Annotated in this window: 21 protein-coding genes; 10 read left to right on the top strand and 11 right to left on the bottom strand. The window is 69.2% G+C overall.

Translation table 11 applies throughout. The annotated features are described in order from the left end of the window. Positions 1-8: 8 nt before the first annotated feature. The 5 genes from L3V85_RS12430 (at position 9) to L3V85_RS12450 (ending at position 6,354) form a co-directional block, all read left to right on the top strand. A complete protein-coding gene (locus L3V85_RS12430) occupies positions 9-398 on the top strand; it encodes a hypothetical protein (protein ID WP_237679506.1) in 390 nt (129 codons plus the stop codon). A gap of 80 nt (positions 399-478) precedes the next feature. Further along, positions 479-2,653 carry a TonB-dependent receptor gene (locus L3V85_RS12435; protein ID WP_237679507.1) on the top strand — a complete coding sequence of 725 codons (2,175 nt, stop codon included), beginning with the start codon at positions 479-481 and terminating at the stop codon, positions 2,651-2,653. A gap of 16 nt (positions 2,654-2,669) precedes the next feature. Continuing rightward, positions 2,670-3,065, top strand: a complete 396-nt coding sequence (locus tag L3V85_RS12440; RefSeq protein WP_237679508.1) for a hypothetical protein — start codon at positions 2,670-2,672, stop codon at positions 3,063-3,065. 81 nt (positions 3,066-3,146) lie between these two features. Beyond that, positions 3,147-5,240, top strand: coding sequence for a TonB-dependent receptor (locus tag L3V85_RS12445; RefSeq protein WP_237679509.1), 2,094 nt, complete (start codon positions 3,147-3,149; stop codon positions 5,238-5,240). A gap of 160 nt (positions 5,241-5,400) precedes the next feature. Continuing rightward, positions 5,401-6,354, top strand: a complete 954-nt coding sequence (locus tag L3V85_RS12450) for an AEC family transporter (RefSeq protein WP_237679510.1) — start codon at positions 5,401-5,403, stop codon at positions 6,352-6,354. A 21-nt stretch (positions 6,355-6,375) separates the two neighbouring features. On the opposite strand, the gene pdxH is transcribed toward L3V85_RS12450, so the two are convergent. Then, positions 6,376-7,029: a pyridoxamine 5'-phosphate oxidase gene (gene pdxH / locus L3V85_RS12455; RefSeq protein ID WP_237679511.1), complete on the bottom strand. Its 654-nt coding sequence runs from the start codon at positions 7,027-7,029 to the stop codon at positions 6,376-6,378. Between the two features lie 29 nt (positions 7,030-7,058). On the opposite strand from pdxH, the gene L3V85_RS12460 reads away from it, so the two are divergent. Further along, positions 7,059-7,637, top strand: coding sequence for a nucleotidyltransferase family protein (locus tag L3V85_RS12460; protein ID WP_237679512.1), 579 nt, complete (start codon positions 7,059-7,061; stop codon positions 7,635-7,637). On the opposite strand, the gene L3V85_RS12465 is transcribed toward L3V85_RS12460, so the two are convergent. Then, on the bottom strand, positions 7,627-8,163 hold the full coding sequence (locus L3V85_RS12465) for a superoxide dismutase family protein (protein WP_237679513.1): 537 nt from the start codon (positions 8,161-8,163) through the stop codon (positions 7,627-7,629). The two genes, L3V85_RS12460 and L3V85_RS12465, sit on opposite strands and share 11 nt — an antisense overlap. Continuing rightward, entirely contained in the window at positions 8,160-8,849 is a 690-nt protein-coding gene (locus L3V85_RS12470) for a gamma-glutamylcyclotransferase (protein WP_237679514.1), read from the bottom strand. The genes L3V85_RS12465 and L3V85_RS12470 overlap by 4 nt, the downstream gene beginning before the upstream one ends. A gap of 135 nt (positions 8,850-8,984) precedes the next feature. On the opposite strand from L3V85_RS12470, the gene L3V85_RS12475 reads away from it, so the two are divergent. Continuing rightward, positions 8,985-9,542 carry an OmpA family protein gene (locus L3V85_RS12475; RefSeq protein ID WP_237679515.1) on the top strand — a complete coding sequence of 186 codons (558 nt, stop codon included), beginning with the start codon at positions 8,985-8,987 and terminating at the stop codon, positions 9,540-9,542. Between the two features lie 79 nt (positions 9,543-9,621). On the opposite strand, the gene L3V85_RS12480 is transcribed toward L3V85_RS12475, so the two are convergent. Together L3V85_RS12480 and L3V85_RS12485 are read right to left on the bottom strand one after the other, a co-directional pair. Then, positions 9,622-10,608, bottom strand: a complete 987-nt coding sequence (locus L3V85_RS12480) for an AraC family transcriptional regulator (RefSeq protein ID WP_237679516.1) — start codon at positions 10,606-10,608, stop codon at positions 9,622-9,624. Between the two features lie 57 nt (positions 10,609-10,665). Then, complete coding sequence (locus L3V85_RS12485; RefSeq protein WP_237679517.1) at positions 10,666-11,487, bottom strand: SDR family oxidoreductase; 822 nt, start codon at positions 11,485-11,487, stop codon at positions 10,666-10,668. A gap of 309 nt (positions 11,488-11,796) precedes the next feature. Here L3V85_RS12485 and edd point away from each other — a divergent pair, with 309 nt between their 5' ends. The 3 genes from edd (at position 11,797) to L3V85_RS12500 (ending at position 15,155) form a co-directional block, all read left to right on the top strand. Beyond that, on the top strand, positions 11,797-13,629 hold the full coding sequence (gene edd / locus L3V85_RS12490) for a phosphogluconate dehydratase (protein ID WP_237679518.1): 1,833 nt from the start codon (positions 11,797-11,799) through the stop codon (positions 13,627-13,629). Between the two features lie 159 nt (positions 13,630-13,788). Further along, the gene (gene eda, locus L3V85_RS12495) at positions 13,789-14,424 is read left to right on the top strand and encodes a bifunctional 4-hydroxy-2-oxoglutarate aldolase/2-dehydro-3-deoxy-phosphogluconate aldolase (RefSeq protein WP_237679519.1); all 636 of its coding nucleotides are present in this window, start codon (positions 13,789-13,791) and stop codon (positions 14,422-14,424) included. A 2-nt stretch (positions 14,425-14,426) separates the two neighbouring features. Beyond that, positions 14,427-15,155, top strand: a complete 729-nt coding sequence (locus tag L3V85_RS12500) for a haloacid dehalogenase type II (RefSeq protein WP_237679520.1) — start codon at positions 14,427-14,429, stop codon at positions 15,153-15,155. A 12-nt stretch (positions 15,156-15,167) separates the two neighbouring features. Here L3V85_RS12500 and L3V85_RS12505 read toward each other — a convergent pair whose 3' ends face one another. The 6 genes from L3V85_RS12505 to L3V85_RS12530 form a co-directional block, all read right to left on the bottom strand. Then, positions 15,168-17,357: a gamma-glutamyltransferase gene (locus L3V85_RS12505; RefSeq protein ID WP_237679521.1), complete on the bottom strand. Its 2,190-nt coding sequence runs from the start codon at positions 17,355-17,357 to the stop codon at positions 15,168-15,170. A gap of 111 nt (positions 17,358-17,468) precedes the next feature. After that, positions 17,469-18,023: a DUF1697 domain-containing protein gene (locus tag L3V85_RS12510; protein WP_237679522.1), complete on the bottom strand. Its 555-nt coding sequence runs from the start codon at positions 18,021-18,023 to the stop codon at positions 17,469-17,471. 19 nt (positions 18,024-18,042) lie between these two features. Further along, positions 18,043-18,456, bottom strand: a complete 414-nt coding sequence (gene gloA, locus L3V85_RS12515; protein WP_237679523.1) for a lactoylglutathione lyase — start codon at positions 18,454-18,456, stop codon at positions 18,043-18,045. 61 nt (positions 18,457-18,517) lie between these two features. Next, a complete protein-coding gene (locus L3V85_RS12520) occupies positions 18,518-19,198 on the bottom strand; it encodes a glutathione S-transferase family protein (protein WP_237679524.1) in 681 nt (226 codons plus the stop codon). Positions 19,199-19,299: 101 nt separating this feature from the next. Beyond that, positions 19,300-19,986, bottom strand: a complete 687-nt coding sequence (locus L3V85_RS12525) for an ABC transporter ATP-binding protein (protein WP_237679525.1) — start codon at positions 19,984-19,986, stop codon at positions 19,300-19,302. Then, complete coding sequence (locus L3V85_RS12530) at positions 19,983-21,659, bottom strand: ABC transporter permease (protein WP_237679526.1); 1,677 nt, start codon at positions 21,657-21,659, stop codon at positions 19,983-19,985. Before L3V85_RS12530 ends, L3V85_RS12525 begins: the two co-directional genes overlap by 4 nt. Positions 21,660-21,779 lie beyond the last annotated feature (120 nt).

Consider the following 21,779-nt stretch of genomic DNA (forward strand, 5'->3'; position numbering starts at 1 on the left):
CTCCAGCCGTGCGCATCGCCCGCCAGTCTCCCTCCCGTTCGTCGCGCGCGCTCGTCGTCGCGCTGGCGTTCGCGTTGTGGATCGCTGGCACGCTCGGGGTCATGCACCGGTCGCTGCATGTGCCGGGGCTGGCGCAGGCCGCGGCGGCGGTGCAGCAGGCATCGCAGAGCGGCGTGCACAAGCATGCGGCGCACGGCCTGGGCAGCCTGTTCGGCGAACACACCGACGCCGAGTGCCGGCTGTACGACCAGCTGGAGCACGGCTCCACCGCGCCCAGCGTTCCGCTGGTGGTGCTGCCGATACTGCTGCCGTCGGCCACCTTCGCCTATCTGCAGGGCGAGGCCATCGCCCGCTGGATCGCGCTGTTCGACGCGCGCGGTCCGCCTTCCACTCGCTGAATCCCCCCGTGTTCCGGCCGTAGCGGCCCGCATTGCGCGGGCGGCTGCGGATCGTTCATCGATTCAACGAGTGTCCATTCATGATTCCCAATTTCCGTCGCAGTGCCGTTGGCATTGCCGTTCTTTCCCTGCTGTCCTGGTCGGCCTTCGCTCAGGACGCGGCCACCACGACCACCACCACAGTGGCGCCCAGCGCCGCCGAAGGCACGCTGTCCACCGTGGAGATCCAGTCCGAGCGCCTCAAGAAGGCGCGCATGGAGCTGTCGCCCGAGGTCGGCGCGACCGTCTACCGCATCGACCGCGCCGCCATCGACGCGCTCGGCAAGGGCGACGCCACGCCGCTGGACGACGTGCTGCTGACCTTGCCCGGCGTGGCCAAGGACTCCAAGGCCTCCGGCTCGCTGCATGTGCGCGACGACCACGGCAACGTGCAGTACCGCGTCAACGGCGTGCAGTTGCCCGAAGGCATTTCGGGCTTCGGCCAGTCGCTGGACACGCGCTACATCGACTCGGTCAACTTCCTGACCGGCGCCTTGCCCGCGCAGTACGGCCTGCGCACCGCCGGCGTGGTCGACATCCAGACCAAGCAGGGCTTCGGCAAGCCGGGCGGCTCGCTCGGCTTCACCTTCGGCAGCCACAACACGCTGGAGGAAAGCGGCTCGGTCTACGGCACCACCGGCAACCTGAGCTACTACCTGTCGGGCAGCCTGGTGTCCAACACCAACGGCATCGAGAACCCACAGCCCACGCTCAACGCGCAGAACGACCGCACGCGGCAGGGCAAGACCTTCGGCAACCTGAGCTACTACCTCGACGCCGACACCCGCCTGGGCCTGATGTTCGGCACCTACAACGGCAAGTTCCAGATCCCGACCAACCCCAACCAGACGCCGGCCTTCTCGCTGGCCGGCTACAGCGACCTGGGCACGGGCTACAACGGCCTGCCGTCGTCCGACGTGCGCGAGCGCCAGACCGAGGCCACGCGCTTCGTCGCGCTGTCCTACCAGAAGACCGTGGGCGCGCTGGACTTCCAGGTCTCGGCCTTCCACCAGTACTCGAACCTGCACTACACGCCCGACGCCGTGGGCGACCTGATCTACAACGGCGTGGCTTCCGACACCCTGCGTTCCAACTCGTCGAACGGGCTGCAGGCCGATGCCTCGTACAAGCTGAACGACGCGCACACGCTGCGCTTCGGCGGCGCCTATACGCGTCAGAGCACGCGCAGCATCAATGCGGTGAACGTGTTCCCGGTCGACGACACCGGCGCGCAGGTCGGCAACACGCCGGTGCTCATCAACGACAACTCCGGCAAGGTCGGCCAGCTCGCCAGCCTCTACGTGCAGGACGAATGGCGCATCGACCCCCGGCTGACCTTCAACTACGGCCTGCGCTACGACAGCGTCGACGCATTCACCAAGGAGCACCAGTGGAGCCCGCGGCTGAACCTGGCCTACAAGCTCTCGGACGACACGGCGCTGCACGCGGGCTATGCGCGCTACTTCACGCCGCCGCCGCAGGAGCTGGCCTCGCAGCAGAGCATCAACCTCTACACCGGCACGACCAACCAGCCTGAAATCGCCAACTCCGACCCGGTGAAGGCCGAGCGCACCCACTACTTCGACCTGGGGCTGGACCACAAGGTGAACGACAACCTGTCGCTGTCGGCCGACGTGTACTACAAGAACATCACCAACCTGCTCGACGAAGGCCAGTTCGGCCAGGCGCTGATCCTGTCGCCGTTCAACTACGCCAAGGGCTTCGCGCGCGGGCTGGAGCTGTCGGCGCGCTATAACGACGACCACTGGTCGGCCTACGCGAACTTCGCCTACCAGAAGGCGATGGGCAAGAACATCGTGTCGAGCCAGTCGCTGTTCGGCACCGACGAGCTGAACTACATCGCCAACCACTACGTGTACCTGGACCACGACCAGACCTACACGCTGTCGGGCGGCGCCAGCTACCGCTTCGGCGACAACCAGGTCAGCGGCGACCTGATCTTCGGCAGCGGCCTGCGTCGCACGCCCGACGGCGGCGCGCCCAACAGCGCGGCGCTGCCGCACTACGCGGTGGTCAACGCCGCCTACTCGCACACATGGAAGGAGTCGTCGGGCGGGGACATCGTCGGGCGCATCGCCATCCTGAACCTGTTCGACAAGAGCTACCTGCTGCGCGACGGCACGGGCGTGGGCGTCGGCGCGCCGCAGTACGGGGTGCGCCGCAGCCTGTACGTGAGCATGACCACGCACTTCTGACGCAGGCCCCACGCGCATGATGAACCCGAGGCTGTCGCGCACCGTCGCGCTCATGCTGCTCCTGGCAGTGTGGGCGGCGTCGACGCTCGGCCTCGTGCATGCCACGCTGCACGTGCCGGGCGACCGTGCGTGGGCCGTGGCCGCCGATGCGGGCGCCGCCTCCGCGATTGCGCCCTCGGCCAAGCGCGGCCCGGCGCAGCGCCATGGGTGGATCCATGCGCTCTTCGGCGACAAGACCGACGCCGAATGCCGGCTGTACGACCGCCTGTCGCACGGCTTCAGCATGCCGGGCGTGCCGCTGATGGTGCTGCCGATGGTGCTGCCCTCGGCCACCTTCGCCTACCTGCAGGGCGAAGCCATCGCCCGCTGGATCGTGCTGTTCGACGCACGCGGTCCGCCTCTCGCTCGCTGATTTCTCACGTGTTCCGACGCTGCCGCACCTGCCTTGCGCGGGTGGCGGCCGGTCGCCCCTTGATTTCAACGAGTGTTTTTCATGACCCCCCATTTCCGTCGCAACGCCATCGGCGCTGCCGTTCTTTCACTCGCCGCACTGGCGGGCGCGGCACAGGCGCAGACCGCGCCGACGCCTTCCACCGCCGACAACGCCAGCCTGCGCGAAGTCACCGTCACCGGCAACCCGCTTGGCGCCAGTGACCTGATCGCGCCGACCACCACGCTGTCGGGCGACAAGCTCCTGCTGCGCTCCGAATCGACCCTCGGCGAGACCCTGAACAACCTGCCGGGCGTGAGCAGCAGCTACTTCGGCCCCAACGCCAGCCGGCCCAGCATTCGCGGGCAGGACGGCGACCGCATCCGCATCCTGCAGAACGGCGGCGGCGCGCCCGACGCCTCGGCGCTGAGCTACGACCACGCGGTGCCGGTGGACGCGCTCGTCACCGAGCGCATCGAGGTGCTGCGCGGCCCCTCGGCGCTGCAGTACGGCGGCAGCGCCGTCGGCGGCGTGGTCAACGTGATCGACAACCGCATTCCGACCGAGCCCATCAACGGCTTCGGCGGCCGCGCCGACCTGGGCTACGCCACCGGCAACAAGGAAAAGAGCGGCGGCGTGCTGCTCGAGGGCGGCAACGAGCGCATTGCCGTGCATGTCGACGCCTTCAACCGCGACTCGAAGGACGTGTCGGTGCCCATCACCCTGGAATGCAGCAAGCCGGGCTCGCCTTGGATGGCGCGAAAGATCTGCAACTCCGCCAACCAGGCGCACGGCGGCGCGGTCGGCGGCACCGTATTCTTCGACCAGGGCTGGGTCGGTGCGTCGGTCAGCACCTACCGCAGCACCTACGGCACCGTGGCCGAGGACGACGTGACCATCGGCATGAAGTCCGACCGCCAGGCGCTCGAAGGCGAATGGCGCCCGGGCGGCTTCATCAGCAGCATCCACGCCAAGCTGAGCCACACCAACTACCGCCACACCGAGTTCGAGGGCCGCGAGCCGGGCACCACCTTCTCCAACGTGAGCAACGACCTGCGCCTGGAGGCGCGTCACCAGAAGATCGGCAACTTCGAAGGCCTGGTCGGCTTCAGCAGCGAGACCAACCGCTTCGCCGCCGACGGCGAGGAAGCCTTCGCGCCGCACAGCCGCACGCGCTCGACCGCGCTGTTCCTGCACGAGGAATACGGCACCTCGTGGGGTCGCCTGAGCTTCGGCGCGCGCACCGAGAAGGTCCGCGTGCGCTCGCTGGGCTACCCGGAAGACCTGAGCGTGACGCGCTTCGCAGTCGGCGAGCGCACCTTCAATCCGCACAGCGCGGCATTCGGCGCGCTGGTCAACCTGACGCCGCAGTGGCAGCTGACCTCGAACATCGCCTACACCGAGCGCGCACCGAAGGACTACGAACTGCTGGCCAACGGCCCGCACGTGGCAACGGCCGCGTGGGAAGTGGGCGACCCGACGCTCAAGAAGGAAAAGTCGACCGGCTTCGACCTGGGCGCGCAGTGGAAGGACGGGCCCAACACGGCGCGCGTCAATGCGTATGTCACGCGCTTTCGCAACTACATCGGCCTCACGGCCTCGGGCCGCGAGCTGGACTCCGAAGGCAACGTGGCCGAGCCCGGCACGCCCGACACGCTGGCCGAGTACCTCTACGGCGGCGTGCGCGCGCGCTTTACCGGCATCGAGGCGAACGGCAACCTGCGCCTGCTGGGCGCCGACGGCTTCGCGCGCATGGCCGACGCGGGCACGCTCGACCTCGAATGGCGCGGCGACATCGTGCGCGCGAAGAACCTCGACACCGGCGAGCCGCTGCCGCGCATCGCGCCGCTGCGCCTGGGCGCGACGCTGGCCTACGGCAACGGCCCGTGGACCGCGCGCCTGGGCTTCGACTACAACGCCGCGCAGCACCGCGTGCCGAGCGTGGGCGCGCGCGAGACCGATGCCTATACGCTGTGGAACGCGGCCATCACGTACCGCATGAAGGTGCAGCGCGCCAACCTCACCTGGTATGCGCGCATGGACAACATCACCAACAAGCTGGCCTACAGCCCGACCTCGATCCTCACGACCACGGTGTACCCGAACGCGCCGCTGCCGGGGCGGACGCTGAAGGTTGGTTTGCGCGTGACGTTCTGATCTCGTGCCTTACTCCCTCCCCCTCTGGGGGAGGGCAGGGGTGGGGGCTCGCGGCGTATCCAATGTCAGCGGCCTTTGATGCGCCGCTTGCCCCCATCCCAGCCTTCCCCCGGGAGGGGAAGGAGCAAGACAACGCAAGACCCTCGGCTATCCTCGCCGGGTGAATTCGTTCGTCATCTCCTCGCTTCTTCCCGTCGTATTGCTCATCGCCGCGGGCTACCTTGCCGGCAGGCGCCGCTGGATCGGCGGCAACGCGGTGAAGGACCTGTCGAACCTCATCTTCCTGCTGCTCGCGCCCGCGCTGCTGTTTCGCGCCATGAGCACGGTGCACGTCGAACAGCTGAGCCTCAAGCCGGTGGCGGCGTACTTCATCGCCTCGGGCCTGCTGTTCGCGGGCACGATGGCGCTGCGCGGCTTCAACCGCACGGCCGCGGTGATCGCGCTGGCCAACACCTACAGCAACACCGTGATGATCGGCATCGCGCTGATCGGCTTGGCCTATGGCGAGGACGGCATGGTGGTGCTGCTCACGCTCATCTCGCTGCATTCGCTGGTGCTGCTGACCAGCGCCACCGTGGTGCTCGAGCTGGCCGTGGCGCGCGAGCACGCAGCGGCCGGTGACGGTACCGGCAAGCACTCGATGGCGCGCACCGTGCTGCGCGCGCTGCGCAACGCCATCATCCATCCGGTGCCGCTGCCAATCATGGCCGGCCTGTTGTTCGCGCAGACCGGGCTCGTCATGCCCGAGATGATCGACAAGCCGATCCAGCTCCTCGGGCAGGCCTTCGGGCCGGTGGCGCTGGTGATGGTGGGCATCACGCTCGCGCTCACGCCCATCGGCCGGCACTGGCGCGGCGCGCTGGCGCAGGCGCTGGTGAAGAACCTGCTGCATCCGCTGCTGGTGGCGGCCATCGGCTGGGCGCTGGGTGTGCGCGGCATTCCACTCACGGTGATGGTGGTGGCCGCGGCGCTGCCGATCGGCGCCAATGTGTTCCTGTTCTCGCAGCGCTATCGCACCGCCGAAGACCTGGTGACGGCCAGCGTCGCCGTGTCGACGGTGCTGGCCCTGGGCACGCTGACGCTGGTGATGGTGTGGGTGCAGTGGCTGCCCTGAAGGCAGGCCCGACGACGTGGCTCAGGGCGCGAGCCGCTCGCGCACCCAGTCGGCGCCTTCGAGCCGGTAGCGCAGCCGGTCGTGCAGCCGGCTCTTGCGGCCCTGCCAGAACTCCCAGCGGTCGGGCACCAGCCGGTAGCCGCCCCAGTGCGGCGGGCGCGGCGGCGAGAGCAGGTGCTTGGCGGCGAAGACGGCCGCGTTCTTCACCAGCACGTCGCGTCCGCTGATCACCTCGCTCTGCGGGCTGGCCCAGGCGCCGATGCGCGAGTCGAGCGGGCGGCTGGCGAAGTAGGCGTCGCTCTCGTCGGCGCCGGCCTTCTCGACGCGACCCTCGATGCGCACCACGCGCTCCAGCTCGACCCAGTGGAACTGCAGCGACGCATACGGGTTGCCCGACAGCTCGCGGCCCTTGCGGCTTTCGTAGTTGGTGTACCAGACGATGCCGCGCGCGTCGTAGCCCTTGATGAGCACGATGCGGCTCGAAGGCCGCAGGTCGCTGCCCACGGTGCACAGAGTCATCGCATTGGGCTCGGGCACCCGCGCGTCGATGGCCTCGGTGAGCCAGCGTTCGAACTGCTTCAGCGGGTCGCCTTCGCTGTGGGCCTCGCCGAGCTCGGCGCGCTCGTAGCTCTTGCGCAGCGCGGCCAGCGCGTCATTGGAAAGAGGGGAAGTCATGACGGGATTGTTGCGCACATACTCCGCCCATGACGACCAAGAAGGCGAAATCCCCGGTGGTGATCGTGCTGGCCTCGGGCAGAGGCGAACGCTTCATCGCGGCCGGCGGCACCGGCTCCAAGCTGCAGGCGCCGCTGGCCGGCAAGCCGGTGCTGGCACGCACGCTGGACGCGGTGCGCGCGAGCGGCCTGCCGTGGCACTTGGAAGATGCCGGTCACCCCGGCATGGGCGATTCGATTGCGGCGGCGGTGCGGGCCACGCCCGATGCCGCCGGCTGGCTGATCCTGCCGGGCGACCTGCCGCTGGTGCGGCCCGGGACGCTTCAGGCGGTGGCGGCCGCGCTGGTCACCGGCGTGGGCGCGGTGCAGCCGCAGTACCAGGGTGAGCGCGGGCATCCGGTCGGCTTTGGCGCTGCCTGCCATGCGCAACTCGCCGTGCTTGAAGGGGCATTGGGCGCATCGTCCGTGCTGCGGGCGATGCGTGCGGCCGATTCAGTGGTCGACATCGTGGTGGACGACATCGGCGTGGTGACCGATATCGACACGCCGGAGGCCCTGGCGCATGCCGAGGCCCTCTGGCTCGCCGACCCCGGAAGACTCAGCGCGTGATCACGGCGCAGGCGATGCGCGGGCCCGAGTTGCCCGAAGGCTGGGTCGTGAAGTCGTCGCGGTCGCGGTGAACGATCAGCGCGCGGCCGATCACGTTGTTGACGGCGCCGTCGGTCAGCGAGATCGAGTGGTCTTCCACGCTGAAGCGTGCCACGCCGCCGGCGTCGGCCACCAGGCTCGGCAGCTCGCCGGCATGGCTGCCCGGCGCGGCGAACTTGCCGTGCGTGGCGCCGGTCGGGTTGAAGTGGCCGCCGGAGGCATCGCCGTTGTTGCCGCAGTCGCCCTTTTCGTGGATGTGGAAGCCGTGCTCGCTGCCCGGCACGAGGCCGCGCACTTCGCCCGACACGCGCACGCCGTGGTCCAGGGCGGTGAAGGTCACCGTGCCGCGGGTCGGGTTGGGCGTGATCGCGCCGGTGGGCACCAGTTCCACGACCGTGCTGGGCTTGCCGCCCATGCTGCCGCAGGCGGCGAGAACGGCGGAAGCAGCCAGCGCGGCGGCGATGGCGGAGAGACGACGATGGTTCATGTGTTTTCCTTGGACGGTCCGGAGGAGGGTTGGGAGGGTTTGTCTGGGGACTCCGGAACATATACCGGAGCCTGCGGTGCATCGCAATCGGCGGCGGGCGGCTCTTGTTGCGTGGCGGCCAGCGCCACCAGCCGGGCCAGCGCGGCGTCGTGGATGGCGTGGCGCCGCAGTTCCGCCAGCGTCTGCTGCGCGTAGTCGAGCGAGCTGCCGTAGCGCCCCACGGCGTTGGCGAAGATATAGCGGTAGCGCTCGTCGCTCAATTCGCCCGTGAAGTTGGGGCTGCGCCGCGACAGCGTGAACGCCAGCGCCCGCACCGGGCCTTCGGCCGTGCCGCACTGCAGCCACTTGGGGTCGTACACGCCGGTCGGCATTTCGCGCAGCCAGAGCCGGCGCAGGGTTTCTAGCCCCTCGGCCTTCGGCACGCGGAACACCATGCCCCGCACGCTGCCGCCCGAGAGCAGGCCGAACACCAGGCCCGGCACCTGCACGCTGCCGCGGTTGACCCGGCTCCACATCTTCAGCGCCCGGTGCCAGCCGTGCACCCAGGCGGGCCGGCGCTCGGTGAAGCCGAAGTCGGGCCGCCAGATCAGCGAGCCGTATCCGAAGAGCCACAGGTCCTCGTGCCCGCCCCAGTCGGCGATGGCGCGTTCGAGCATCGGTTGCGGATCGCGCAGGGGCTTGGGCATGGGGTCGAGTCCCGGCGGACCGGGATTTGGCGCCGGGTCCGACACGGAGGGGTCAGGGGCGGCGCCTACAATTTCGTGATCATGGTTCACCGCACCATTATTTACCGTCCCCTTTCCTACGGAGCAAGACCCGCAATGAGCGACGACGACAGCCAGCAAAATTTCATTCTCGGCTTCCTGATGGCGTTGATCGCTCTCGTGATCTTCTTCGTGATCGGCATCGTGCTCTGGCACAAGGCGCACAGCCCGGCCACGGCGCTGGCCGCCGCCAAGCCGCCGGCGGTGGTGATCTCGGCGCCCGCGCCCGGCGCGGAGCCCAAGGTGGCCGAAGTGACCGAGACGGTCACCGTCACGATTCCCGACGGCGCCAGCATCCGCGTGGTCGACGGCGTGGTGAACTTCTACTTCGCCACCGGCAGCGCCGACCTGGCGCCTGGCGCCGCCGAGGCGCTGGCCGCGGTCATCAAGGGCGTGGAAAGCGGGCGCAAGGCGGTGATCTCGGGCTTCCACGACACCACCGGCGACGCCGCCATCAATGAACAGCTCGCCAAGAAGCGGGCCGAGATGGTGCGCGACGTGCTCGTGGGCCTGGGCGTGCCGGCTTCCAAGGTCGATCTGCACAAGCCTGAAGTCACCGCCGGCACCGGCAACAACGCCGAAGCGCGGCGCGTCGAGGTCAAGCTGGTCGACTGACCGCCTTGTCTCCTCCACAAGCACGAAGAGCCCGGTCCGCCGGGCTTTTTCATTTCAGCGTGCGCCAGATGCCGACAACCTATCCGCGCCGCACCCGATCCGGCGTCGACCCGGTCCATCCCCGGAACGCCCGATGGAACGAGTTCGACTCGTCGAACCCCAGCAGGAACGATATCTCGGCGATGGGAAGCGCCGTCTTCTCGAGATAGTGGCGGGCAAGCGCCTCGCGCGTGCCGTTCAGGATCTGCTGGAAGCTCGTTCCCTCGGCATCGACACGCCGCTGCAGCGTACGCCTGCTCAATGCCAGCTTGCGGGCGATGTCCTCGATGGTGACGAGTCCGCTCGGGAGCCCCTCGAGCAGGGCCGCGCGGACGCGCTGGGTCGTGGTCGCCTGCGCGTCGAGATGGGAGAGACGCTGCCGCAGTTCCGGTTCGAACGCCGCCCACAGTGGCTCGTTCGATGTCAGGAAAGGCAGCGCGGCGTCCGCATTCGCGAAGCTGACGAGGCGCCTCGCGCCGCGCGTCAGCCGGGCGCCGAGGAACTCTTCATAGGGCGCGAGGGGCGAAGGCAGGACCTGCGCCTGGACCACGACCGGGCGGATGGGCTCGCGCGTGCCCATGCGCGCGAGCGTCACGCAGAACAGCAGCTCCATCAGCACCAGCGACGCGGGCGGCGATACCGTGTGGTCCAGCCATGAGAACTCGAGGGTCGTCAGGCCGTCCGCCTGCGTGACATCCAGCCGCATCGGCGCGATCAGCGTCTTGTAGCGCGCGATGCGTTGCGCGGCCACGAGCATGTTCGGGCTGCACAGCGCCGCGAACAGCACCGGCGAGAACGACTCGCTGCAGATGGCCTGGCAGAGCCTCAGGGGCAGCAACGGATCGCCCACCGCGGCTTCGATGCCGTCCCAGAGCCGGTAGAAATCGGCTGACGCGAGCCGGACCGAGGGCTGATGCAGCAGATCGTCGGGAAGACCTGCCAGGCGCAGAACGTCGGCGGGTACGACGCCGAGGTCCTTCAGCACCGTTCGCCAGGTCGTGTCGAGTGCGTATCCGGCAGTTTCCATTGGGGGCGATGCTCTGCTCATGCGCGGCATGGGCCATCGGCGCATGCCGACGTGCACTCACGCGCCGATGGCGAATTGTGCCTTCATGCCGCCGAAGAACGCGGCGTCGTCCGCCGCACGACGGGCCGCGAGTATCCGGACGGCGTCCTCGCCGGCCTCGAAGCGGAACTGGCCGCCGGTGTCCGTCGCCGCGGTGTAGACCACCTGGGCGATCTGCTCCGGCTGCGAACCGTTCGCCATCATCGGGCCGAACGCGCTCATCACCGCCTGCACCAGCGGTTGATAGGCGTCGAGCGCAGGGTCGTTGTTGAAGTCGAGCGAGCGGCCGCCGAAGTCCGTCAGGATGCCGCCGGGCTCGACGACCTTCACATGCACGCCCAGCGGCGCTAGTTCGTACTGCAGCGATTCGGACAGGCCTTCGACCGCGAACTTCGTCCCGTGATAGAGCGAGCCGAGCGGGAAGGCCAGGCGCCCGCCCATCGACGACACGTTGACGATCGTGCCGGCACGGTTCGCGCGGAAATGCGGCAGCACGGCCTGCGTGGTCGCCAGAAGGCCGAGCACGTTGACATCGAACTGGCGGCGGATCTTTTCCGCCGGTATCGCCTCGAGCGGACCGAAGGCGCCGTAGCCGGCGTTGTTCACGAGCGCATCGATGCTTCCGAAGCGCGCGATGCCGGCGTCGACGGCCGAGCGGATCGAGCCGGCATCCTGCACGTCGAGCCGCGCGACAAGCATGCGGTCGAACTGGCCGAACTCCGTTTCGCTCTCGGGCGTGCGCATGGTGGCGATGACGTGCCAGCCTTTTGCATGGAAGTGCTTGGCGGTCGCGCGGCCGAGGCCGCTGGAGGTTCCGGTGATGAGTACGGTGCGGGTCATGGGTGGGGGCTCCTTTGCAAGAGCCTTCAGAGTACGGTCCGTGCGGCGACGGCGCAGTGGCTATCCGCGCCAATCGGCAATCCGATTGCGCCATGCGACCGGTCTCGTGCCGGCCCATCGTGGCGGCTGCGGACATGTCGACACCAAAGACTCGGCGGCGGGTTTTTTCATGCGCCCCGCCTTATGGGGAAAGAGTAAATTCGTATCGCCCGGCGCCCTGATTTCATCAGCCTGCAGCCGCCACCTTGGTACGATGGGCCTCCAGGCCCACAGTCGCCCCGGCGACACGCAGCGAGAGCCACTATCCCCATGAGCAGCAGCACACACCCCACCGTCCGCGACGTCACCGATCGCATCCGCGAGCGCAGCCATGGGCTGCGCAGCGCCTACCTGGCCCAGGTGGCCGAAATCCGCGGCCGCGACCGCGGTTCCGACCGCATGGGCTGCGCCAACGTGGCGCATGCCGTGGCCGGCATTCCGGCCAACGACAAGTTCCGCGTGGTGGCCGAGCGGGCCCCCAACATCGGCATCGTCACCGCCTACAACGACATGCTCTCGGCCCACGCGCCGTACCAGGGCTACCCCGACATCATCAAGCAGGAGGCCCGCAGCCTCGGCGCCACCGCCCAGGTGGCCGGCGGCGTGCCGGCCATGTGCGACGGCGTCACGCAGGGCACGCCCGGCATGGAGCTGAGCCTGTTCAGCCGCGACGTCATCGCCATGAGCACCGCCGTCGCGCTCACGCACGACATGTTCGACGCCGCGCTGATGCTCGGCGTGTGCGACAAGATCGTGCCGGGCCTCCTGATCGGCGCCTTGCACTTCGGCCACCTGCCGACCGTGTTCGTGGCCGCCGGGCCGATGCCTTCGGGCCTGTCGAACGGCGCCAAGTCGAAGGTGCGCGAACAGGCGGCGCAAGGGCTGGTCGGCCGCCAGGGTTTGCTCGAGGCCGAAATGGCCGCCTATCACACGCTGGGCACCTGCACCTTCTACGGCACCGCCAACAGCAACCAGATGCTGCTCGAGGCCATGGGGCTGCACGTGCCCGGCACGGCCTTCATCCAGCCCGGCGACGCGATGCGCGAAACCCTCACGCGCGAGGCGGTGCGCACCGTGCTCGGCAAGGCGGGCGACGCTGCCTTCAACTGCCCGCCCATCGGCGAGATGGTCGACGAGCGCTGCATCGTCAACGCCATGGTCGCGCTGCTGGCCACGGGCGGCTCCACCAACCACCTGATCCACTGGGTGGCAGTGGCGCGCGCGGCCGGCATCGTGATCGACTGGGACGACTTCTCCAAGCTCTCGGACATCATCCCGCTGCTGACCCGCGTGTACCCCAACGGCAGCGCCGACGTGAACGAATTCCAGGCCGCTGGCGGCCCCGGTTTCGTGATCGGCGAACTGGTGGACGCGGGCCTGATGCACGGCGACGTGCTCACCGTGCGCGCCGGAGGCATCCGCGAATTCGCCAATGTTCCAGAACTGGCCGGCGAGCAGCGCCTGCGCTGGACCCCCGCCGCGCCGTCTAAGAACGACGCCGTCGCGCGGCCGGTGAGCAGCCCCTTCAGCGCCACCGGCGGCCTGAAGCTGCTGAGCGGCAACCTGGGCCGCAGCGTCATCAAGGTGTCTTCGGTGCCCGATGACCGCCATGTGGTGGAGGCGCCCGCGCGCGTGTTCGACTCGCAGGCGGCGCTGCACAAGGCCTTCACCGCCGGCGAACTGGAGCGCGACGTGGTCTGCGTGGTGCGCTGGCAGGGCCCGCAGGCCAACGGCATGCCCGAGCTGCACAAGCTCACGCCGCCGCTGTCGGTGCTGCAGGGCAAGGGATTCCGCGTGGCGCTGGTCACCGACGGCCGCATGAGCGGCGCGTCGGGCAAGATACCGGCCGCGATCCACGTCTCGCCAGAGGCTGCCGCCGGTGGCCCGCTCGCCAAGGTGCGCGACGGCGACCTGATCCGGCTGGACTCCGTGGCGGGTACGCTCGCCGTGTTGCTGCCCGAAGACGAATGGGCCGCGCGCGAAACCGCGACGCTGCCCGAAGCACAGCGCATCGCCGACGGACGCGGCCTCGGCCGCGAACTGTTCGCCGGCATGCGCAGAAACGCATTGACTGCTGAAGAAGGAGCCTGCTCATGGCTGTGATCAGGCTCGCCCCCAGGCTGCGCGCACTTGGTGTCGCTTCGCCTACCCCCTACCGGGGGCAACACCAGAGGCCCGGCAAAGCCGGTTCCTCGGTGTTTCTGGAGTCGAGCCCTGCACGCCTTGAAGCTGCGGGCTGTACGAAATTTATGGAGCAATGAGATGACAGACAGACTCACCCCCCTCGACGTGATGCGCGACGCACCCGTCATTCCGGTCATCGTGCTGAACGACGTGAAAGACGCGATTCCGCTCGCGCGCGCCCTGGTGGCCGGCGGCATCCGCATGCTCGAGGTCACGCTGCGCACGCCGCAGGCGCTGCAATGCATCGAGGCCATCGCCAAGGAAGTGCCCGAGGCCGTGGCCGGCGCGGGCACCATCCGCAGCGCGGCCGATGCGCAGGCCTCGGCGCTGGCCGGCGCGAAGTTCGGCGTGAGCCCGGGCTACACGCGCGCGGTCGGCAAGGCCTGCCACGACCTCGGCCTGCCGCTGCTGCCGGGCGTTGCCACCGGCAGCGAGATCATGACGGCGCAGGAAGACGGCTACACCCAGCTGAAGTTCTTCCCCGCGCTGCAGGCCGGCGGCCTGCCGATGCTCAAGGCTTGGCAAGGCCCGTTCGGCGACGTCACCTTCTGCCCCACGGGCGGCATCCACGCGGCCAACGCGGCCGAGTTCCTCGCGCTGTCGAACGTGGCCTGCGTGGGCGGTTCGTGGATCGTGCCGACCGACGCGATCCGCGACGGCGACTGGGCCCGCATCGAGCAGCTGGCACGCGCCGCGAGCCAGCTGCCGCGCTGACCATGCGCGCCGGATTCGACGCGAGCGACCTGAAGGTCATCGCGTTCGACGTCTTCGGCACGGTGGTCGACTGGCACAGCGGCATTGCCGCCGAGGCCGAACGCGCCTTGCCGGGTGTCGATGGCGCGGCCTTCGCGCTGGCCTGGCGCGCGGGCTACCAGCCCGCGATGAAGGCGGTGATGGAGCGCATCGCCGCGGGCGAGGGCGGCTTCACGCTGCTCGACGAGCTGCACCTGAGCATGCTCGAACAGGTGCTGCACGACTTCAGCCTCTCGGGCCAACTCGACAGCGCCGCCAAGCGCGACCTGAGCCGCGCCTGGCATCGCCTGCCGGCCTGGCCCGATTCGGCTTCCGGCCTCACGCGCCTGAAGAAGAAGTTCACCATCTGCACGCTGTCGAACGGCAACATCGGCCTGCTCACCGAAATGGCCAAGCGCGCCGGGCTGCCCTGGGACTGCGTGCTGTCGGCCGAGGTGTTCAAGGCCTACAAGCCCGACCCGCGCACCTACCTGGGCGTGGCGGGCGTGTTCGACGCCACGCCCGGCCAGGTGATGCTGGCCGCGGCGCACCACGACGACCTGGCCGCCGCGCGCACTTGCGGCCTGAAGACCGCGTACATCGAGCGCCCGTTCGAGTTCGGCCGCGCCCGGCCGAAGGACGTGTCGCCGCAGCAGGACAACAACCTGCATGCGCGCGACATCGATGAACTGGCCGACCTGCTGGGCTGCTGAGCGTTCTTTTGCTCAGTAGCCGTAGGCGGCGCCCGAACGGCGGTTGTCCGCGGCGCCGCTGTAGGTGGCGGTGCCGTTCGCGTTCTGCGTCACTGCAATGCCGCTGATGCCGCTCAGGAGGCCCGTGACCAGCAGGTTGCTCGTGGTGTAGCCGAAGCGCGTGCGCATGTCGCCCGCCAGCGGCGCCAGGGCCGATCCCGCTTCCAGTTCGGCATTGCCGTTCTGGCCCGTGAAGTTGGGCGCGTTCACCGCGGCCTGGATGTCCATGCCGTAGACCACGTTGCCCATGAAGGTCTTCACGATGTAGTCGGGGATCGGGCCGCCACCGGCCGAACCCCACACCAGCCGCAGCTTGCCCGCGCTGTCGAAGGCGATGGCCGGGGAGATCGACGTGCGCGGGCGCTTGGTGCCGGCGTAGCCGTTGACGTCGGAACCGCTGATCGGCGTGCCGGCCGAGAAGTTCGACATCACGTCGTTGAGCATGATGCCCGCCGCCTCGATGTGCGCGCCCCAGTGCGTGTTGATGGTGGTGGTCATCGACAGCGCATTGCCGTAGCCGTCGATGATGGCGACGTTGCTGGTGGTGTTCCAGTCTTCCTCATGCCCGCCGGTGCCGCTTCGCGGGGCTTGCGCGAGCATCGTCCTGCCGAGCGGCTTGGCGCGGGCGGACATGGTGTCGTAGCCCGCCGGGTTGCTCGCCACGAAGCTGCCGACGTTGCCCAGCGGCGCATCGGTGAAGGCGGTGCTGCCGATCTGGGCCGCGCGCCTGTCGAGTTCCGCATCGCTCAGCAGCACCGAGGCGCGCGCGTTGACGTTCGAGTACGCCGGGTCGCCGATCACCGCGCGGCGGTCGACGTTGGCCAGCCGGCTGGCCTCGGCCGCGAGGTACACGAAGCGCGGCGTGTCCAGCGTGCTCTCGGTCTGCGCCTGCTTGCGCTCGAGGATGCCCAGCGAGTAGAGCGTGACGAAGCCGCCGAAGGACGGCGCGGGCTGCGTGTAGATGGTGGTGCCGAAGCGCGAGCCGACCAGCGGCTTGCGTTCCACCGCCTTGTAGGCCGGGAAGTCGGCCGCCACCATCAGGCTGGGGATCGACGCGATGGTGCCCGCGACGCTCGGGTTGTTCACCGTTCCAGCGGACGGGAGCGTCGACTTGCAGGGCAGGCTGCCGGTGGTGGTGCGTTGCACGATGGCCTTCACCGTGTCCTGCGCCGGGTCGTAGAAGGCGGTGGCGCCGCCGTCGCGCACCAGCTTCATGGTCTGCGCGAGTTCGGCGTTCTTGATGACCGTGCCGATCGGCAGCGGCTTCTGCATGCTGGCGTCCGACGCGTCGCAGTAGCGCCTGGCGATGTCGGGGTACTTGCAGCGCGGCGCGCCCTTGGCGGTACCCGCCGAGTTCACCCAGGCCGACACGCCGGTGCCGGCCGCGACCGGGTTGCCGTCGTCGTCGAACTCGGCGCCGTCGGCGTACAGCGTGGCGTACATGTACTTGGTCATCGGGAAGCCGTTTTCGGCGAGGCCGATGGCGTCGTCCCACAGCGTGTTCCAGGCCTTCTTGCCGTAGCTGCGGTGGACCAGGTCGAGCACCGCCACGGTGCCCGGGATGCCCACGGCGCGCGCGGAGATGTTGGTGTTGCCCTGCTGCGCCGAAATGCTGGCGCCGACCGTGAGGCCCGCCTTGCAGCCGTTGGACACGTCCTGCGCCACGGCCTGGTAGACCGTGCTCGCGCCGGCGGTGTTCGACGGCGCCGCCGACAGCCCGTCGAAGGTGCGCACCTTCTTGCTGGCCGCGTCGTAGTAGGTGATGAGCGTGCCGCCGCCCAGGCCCGAGGCAAAGGGCTCTGCCGTGCCCAGCACGGCCTGCACCGCGATGGCCGCGTCGATGGCGGTGCCGCCGGTCGCGAGGATCTTGCAGCCGGCCTTCGAGGCTTCGTAGTGGGCCGAGGTCACCATCAAGTTGGTGCCGGTGATGCCGGCCGTCTGGCCGTGCGGCGTGCCTGCCTGCTGCGTGCACAGGGCGGGGTCGAAGCGCACCGCGGGCGGCGATGCGTCGGCTACCGGGGGCGTGGCCGCCGGCGGCTGCGACGTGCCTGTGGGAATGGGCGTGAAGCTGAAGGAAGAACCGGAGCCGCCACATGAGGCGAGGAGGGACGTGGCGACGGCGGCCGCCGTTGCGGCGAAGGGAAGGGAACTGAAGATACGCATCAATGAAGCTGTTATAGATTTGTATGAATTTGAATCTATCGCAACTTTTGTGCCACTTAAGTTCACGTTTTCACTGATGCTGGCGAGTGGCGCACCAGCCGGGCGGCCCCTTCAGTCCGTGAGCAGTTTTTCCACCGTGCGCAGGTTGCGCGCGGTGGTGCTCGACTTGTAGCGCGTCTTCGCGAGCAGCTTGGCGACCGGCGTGTCGGTGCTCTCGCCACGCGGGCATTGCCAGTAGAGCACCCCCTTGCCGTGCTTCAGCCGCTCGACCTTGGCATCGACGCTGCCGGCCTTCTCGATGATCTCGTCGAGCACGGCGGCGTCGGAGCCGAACACCAGATACGGGTGCCGCTCTTCGTCGATGCGCTCGAAGGGATAGGCCGCGGCCATGCCGACCACGGCCTTTTGCGTGAGCAGCACGATCCAGGCGTCGTAGCCGAATCGCTTGCGCAGGGCCTGCTCGATGCGGGTGCGCAGCGCGGCGGCATCGCTTTCGTCGGTGTCGAACAGCACGTTGCCGCTGGCGAGCACGGTGCGCACCGCGCCGAAGCCCAGCTCGACGAAGAGCGCCTTGAGTTCGGCGCTCTTGATCGTGATGCCGTTGACGTTCACGCCGCGCAGCAGCGCGACATGGCGGGTCGTGCTTGCAGGTTTCTTCGCGGGCATGGAGCGGTTCCGTATGGGGTCAGCGCAGGCCGCCGCCGGCCGCGCCTTCGTCGCGCTGGATCAGCTCGATCTTGTACCCGTCGGGGTCCGTCACGAAGGCGATGACGGTGGTGCCGCCCTTGACCGGGCCGGCCTCGCGCGTGACGTTGCCGCCCGCCGCCTTGATCTTCTCGCAGGCCGCGTAGGCGTCGGGCACGCCGAGCGCGATGTGGCCGTAGGCGGTGCCGAGCTCGTAGCTCTCGGTGCCCCAGTTGTAGGTCAGCTCGATCTCGGCCTGGTCGGGGTTGCCATTGCCGTAGCCGATGAAGGCGAGGCTGTACTTGTATTCGGGGTTTTCCGACGTGCGCAGCAGGTTCATGCCGAGCACCTTGGTGTAGAAGTCGATGGAGCGCTGGAGGTTGCCGACGCGCAGCATGGTGTGAAGAAGTCGCATCTCGTGGTGCCGTGTAGTTATGAAAGGGGAGGCCGCTATTGTCGGCCTCCGCGTGTGGCGATCAAGCCGCCAGGGTCAGCAGGTGGGCCTGGTGCTTGCGCAGGAAGTCCATGAGGTGCCGCGGGTACTCGGGCACCACCGCGTCGCGCACGCTGGGGCGGGCCGCGAGCGCCTGCCGCCATGCGTTCAGCCTGGGCTTGCCGTCGAACACATGCGAGTCGCTGATCGCGTCGAACACCTCGAAGTAGCGGAACACCGGCGCGAACACCGCGTCGACCAGGCTGAAGTTCTTGCCCGCGAAGTAGGGGCCTTCGCCGAGCGTGGCCTCGACGCGCTCGAACCTGGCCGCGAGCGCGAGCCGCTTCTGTTCGAACACGGCGGCGTCCTGCGTGGTTTCGTAGCCCCAGACGTCGGCGAGGATGGCCGAGCCGAACTCCATCCATGCACGGTGCTGGGCTCGGGCGAGCGGGTCTTCGGGGTGCAGGCGCGCGCCGGGCTGCGTTTCTTCGAGGTATTCGCAGATCACGTTGCTCTCGAACAGCACGGCTTCGGAGTCGTCGGGCCGGCGCACCTTCAGCAGCGGCACCTTGCCCAGCGGCGAGATGTCGAGAAACCACTGGGGCTTGTTCGCGAGGTCGATCACGACGCGCTCGAAGGGCACGCCTTTTTCATGCAGCGCGATCGCTGCGCGCTGCACGTAGGGGCACAGCAGGTGGCTGACGAGTGTGAGTGTCGGGGACATGGGGCTTTCCGTTCTCGAAAGGTGGTTTCGGATCGCCGCGATTCTTGCGGGGCCGAACAACCTTTTCCCGAAAAGCCCATTCGTAAAACCGTGTCCTTGTGCTATGCCACCGCGGTGCCTTGCCAGTGCGTGACGCGCCCGCCGTGCATCACGCCGATGCGGTCGGCCATGGCCTGTGCCTCGGCCTCGTTGTGCGTCACCAGGATCGCGGTCTGGCCCGCCTGCTTGAGGATGTCTCGCACCTGCGCCGTCAGGCGCTCGCGCGTGCCGCCGTCGAGGTTGGAGAAAGGCTCGTCGAGCAGCAGCAGCGCGGGCGAGGGCGCGAGCGCGCGGGCCAGCGCGATGCGTTGCTGCTGCCCGCCCGAAAGCTCGTGCGGATAGCGCTCCGCGGCATCGGCCAGGCCGACCAGCGCGAGCATCTCGGCCACGCGCTCGCGCTGCGCGGCGCGAGGCAGGCGGCGCAGCCCGAAGGCCACGTTCCTGGCGGCCGACAGGTGCGGGAACAGCGCGTATTCCTGGAACATCATGCCTACGCGCCGCTGCTCGGGCGGCAGGTGGATCTGGCTGGACGACAGCAATGCATCGCCCAGGCGGATGCTGCCGGCACGCACCGGCTCGAAGCCGGCGATGGCGCGCAGCACCGTGGTCTTGCCGCAGCCCGAGGGGCCGAACAGGCAGGCGATGTCGCCCGCGGCCAGCGCGAGCGAAAAGTCGTCGACCACGGTGTGCGGTCCGCGCGGCGTGTCGTAGGCGAGCCGTACCGATTCGAGGTGCAGCGAAGAACTCATGGCGTGTCCGGACTGAAAGTGGCGGCGGGCGTGCCCAGCTGGTTGCGTGCCAGCAGCACCACCGGCAGCAGGCCGGCCAGCACGATGGCGAGCGCGGCGATCGCGCCTTCCTCGTAGGTGCCGCGCGCGGCCTCGGCGTAGAGCCAGGTGGCGAGGGTGTCGAAATTGGCCGGCCGCAGCAGCAGCGTGGCGGGTAACTCTTTCATCGCGTCGACGAACACCAGCAGTGCGCCGGCCGCGAGCGCGGGGCGCAGCAGCGGCAGGTGCACGCGGCGCAGCGTGCCGCCGGTGGTTTCGCCGAGCAGCCGCGAGGCCTGCTCGATGGCCGGCGGAATGCGCGAAAGACCCGCCTCGATGCCGCCCACCGGCATTGCCAGGAAGCGGATCGTGCAGGCCACCACCAGCACCACGCCGGCGGCCATCAGCGGCAGGCCCTGCCAGCCGAAGGCCGTGGCCAGCGCGGCGTCGAAGGCCAGCGCGGGCGTCAGCAGGCCGATGGCGAGCACCGTGCCAGGCACCGCATAGCCCAGGGTGGCGACGCGCGCCTGCCAGCGCGCGCGGTTGATGCCGGAGCCTTGCGTGCGCGCGGCCCAGGCGACCACCAGGCCCGCGGCCACGGCCGCCACGGTCACGCCCGCGGCCAACGCCAGCGTGTTGCCCAGGCTCGCGAGCAGGCCCTGTGAAATGCCGCCGCCCTGGCGCAGCCGCTTGGCGCTCTCCCAGACGAGGTAGAGCGCCGGGGCGACGAAGCCGATCAGCACCGGCAGCGCGGCGGCGGCGGTCGCGGCCCATGCGGCCCCGCCGCGCAGCCGGCGCGGCTGCACCGCGCGCATGCGCTGCGCCGAGCCGAAGCGCTGGTGCCTGCGGCCGCTGCGTTCGAGCCAGACCAGCGCCACCACCATGAACAGCATGGCGCATGCGATCTGCGCGGCGCCCGCGAGGTCGGAGCGCGTGATCCAGGTGGTGTAGACCGCCACGGTGAGCGTGTTGACGCCCAGGAATTCGGAGGCGCCGATGTCGTTGAGCGTTTCCAGCAGCGCCAGGCTCAGGCCCACGGCCAGCGCCGGCCGCGCGAGCGGCAGCGCCACGCGGAAGAACGCGCCGCGCCGGCTCTCGCCGAGCATGCGCGCGGCTTCCATCAGGTGGGCCGGCTGCGTCATGAACATGGCGCGCGCCGTCATGTAGACGTAGGGGTACAGCACGAAGCCCAGCACGAAGATCGCGCCGGGCATCGAGCGCAGGTCGGGCAGGCGGAACTGGCGCGGGCTGTCGAAGCCCAGCATCCAGCGGATGGCGCCCTGCACCGGGCCGATGGGGTGCAGCAGGTCGAGATAGGCGAAAGCGACGATGTAGGTCGGCATCGCCAGCGGCAGCAGCAGCGCCCAGTGCAGCACGCCGCGCCCGGGGAAGTCGTGCGCCGTCACCAGCCAGGCGCAGCCGGTGCCGATCAGCAGCACCAGCGTGCCGACGCCGGCCAGCAGCAAGGCCGTGTTGAGCGCCGCCTGCGGCAGCACGTGCGCGAACAGCGGCCCCCAATGCCCCACGCCCGAGCCGAACGCGAGCCAGGCCAGCGTGAGCACCGGCGCGAGCACGCCAAGGGCGATCAGGAAAGACGCGCAGCGCCAGGCCGGGCCCGCGGCTTGCAGGCCCCCATACCGACCGCCGATGTTCATGCGAAACACAGGGCGCCCATTGCGCGCGCTTTTGCTTCAGCGAGGAACACCGTGGAACCGGCTTTGCCGGGCCACCGGTGTTGCCCCCGGTAGGGGGGTGGCGAAGGCGACACGCAGTGC

Source organism: Variovorax paradoxus (assembly GCF_022009635.1).
In the GTDB taxonomy this organism is placed as follows: domain Bacteria; phylum Pseudomonadota; class Gammaproteobacteria; order Burkholderiales; family Burkholderiaceae_C; genus Variovorax.

Coding starts and splice junctions, on each gene's coding strand:
- L3V85_RS12520 (WP_237679524.1), bottom strand. CDS start 19,198: ATGTCCCCGACACTCACACTCGTCAGCCACCTGCTGTGCCCCTACGTG.
- L3V85_RS12445 (WP_237679509.1), top strand. CDS start 3,147: ATGACCCCCCATTTCCGTCGCAACGCCATCGGCGCTGCCGTTCTTTCA.
- L3V85_RS12510 (WP_237679522.1), bottom strand. CDS start 18,023: ATGCCCGCGAAGAAACCTGCAAGCACGACCCGCCATGTCGCGCTGCTG.
- gloA (WP_237679523.1), bottom strand. CDS start 18,456: ATGCGACTTCTTCACACCATGCTGCGCGTCGGCAACCTCCAGCGCTCC.
- L3V85_RS12525 (WP_237679525.1), bottom strand. CDS start 19,986: ATGAGTTCTTCGCTGCACCTCGAATCGGTACGGCTCGCCTACGACACG.
- L3V85_RS12475 (WP_237679515.1), top strand. CDS start 8,985: ATGAGCGACGACGACAGCCAGCAAAATTTCATTCTCGGCTTCCTGATG.
- edd (WP_237679518.1), top strand. CDS start 11,797: ATGAGCAGCAGCACACACCCCACCGTCCGCGACGTCACCGATCGCATC.
- L3V85_RS12460 (WP_237679512.1), top strand. CDS start 7,059: ATGACGACCAAGAAGGCGAAATCCCCGGTGGTGATCGTGCTGGCCTCG.
- eda (WP_237679519.1), top strand. CDS start 13,789: ATGACAGACAGACTCACCCCCCTCGACGTGATGCGCGACGCACCCGTC.
- L3V85_RS12500 (WP_237679520.1), top strand. CDS start 14,427: ATGCGCGCCGGATTCGACGCGAGCGACCTGAAGGTCATCGCGTTCGAC.
- pdxH (WP_237679511.1), bottom strand. CDS start 7,029: ATGACTTCCCCTCTTTCCAATGACGCGCTGGCCGCGCTGCGCAAGAGC.
- L3V85_RS12505 (WP_237679521.1), bottom strand. CDS start 17,357: ATGCGTATCTTCAGTTCCCTTCCCTTCGCCGCAACGGCGGCCGCCGTC.
- L3V85_RS12465 (WP_237679513.1), bottom strand. CDS start 8,163: ATGAACCATCGTCGTCTCTCCGCCATCGCCGCCGCGCTGGCTGCTTCC.
- L3V85_RS12470 (WP_237679514.1), bottom strand. CDS start 8,849: ATGCCCAAGCCCCTGCGCGATCCGCAACCGATGCTCGAACGCGCCATC.
- L3V85_RS12480 (WP_237679516.1), bottom strand. CDS start 10,608: ATGGAAACTGCCGGATACGCACTCGACACGACCTGGCGAACGGTGCTG.
- L3V85_RS12435 (WP_237679507.1), top strand. CDS start 479: ATGATTCCCAATTTCCGTCGCAGTGCCGTTGGCATTGCCGTTCTTTCC.
- L3V85_RS12530 (WP_237679526.1), bottom strand. CDS start 21,659: ATGAACATCGGCGGTCGGTATGGGGGCCTGCAAGCCGCGGGCCCGGCC.
- L3V85_RS12440 (WP_237679508.1), top strand. CDS start 2,670: ATGATGAACCCGAGGCTGTCGCGCACCGTCGCGCTCATGCTGCTCCTG.
- L3V85_RS12485 (WP_237679517.1), bottom strand. CDS start 11,487: ATGACCCGCACCGTACTCATCACCGGAACCTCCAGCGGCCTCGGCCGC.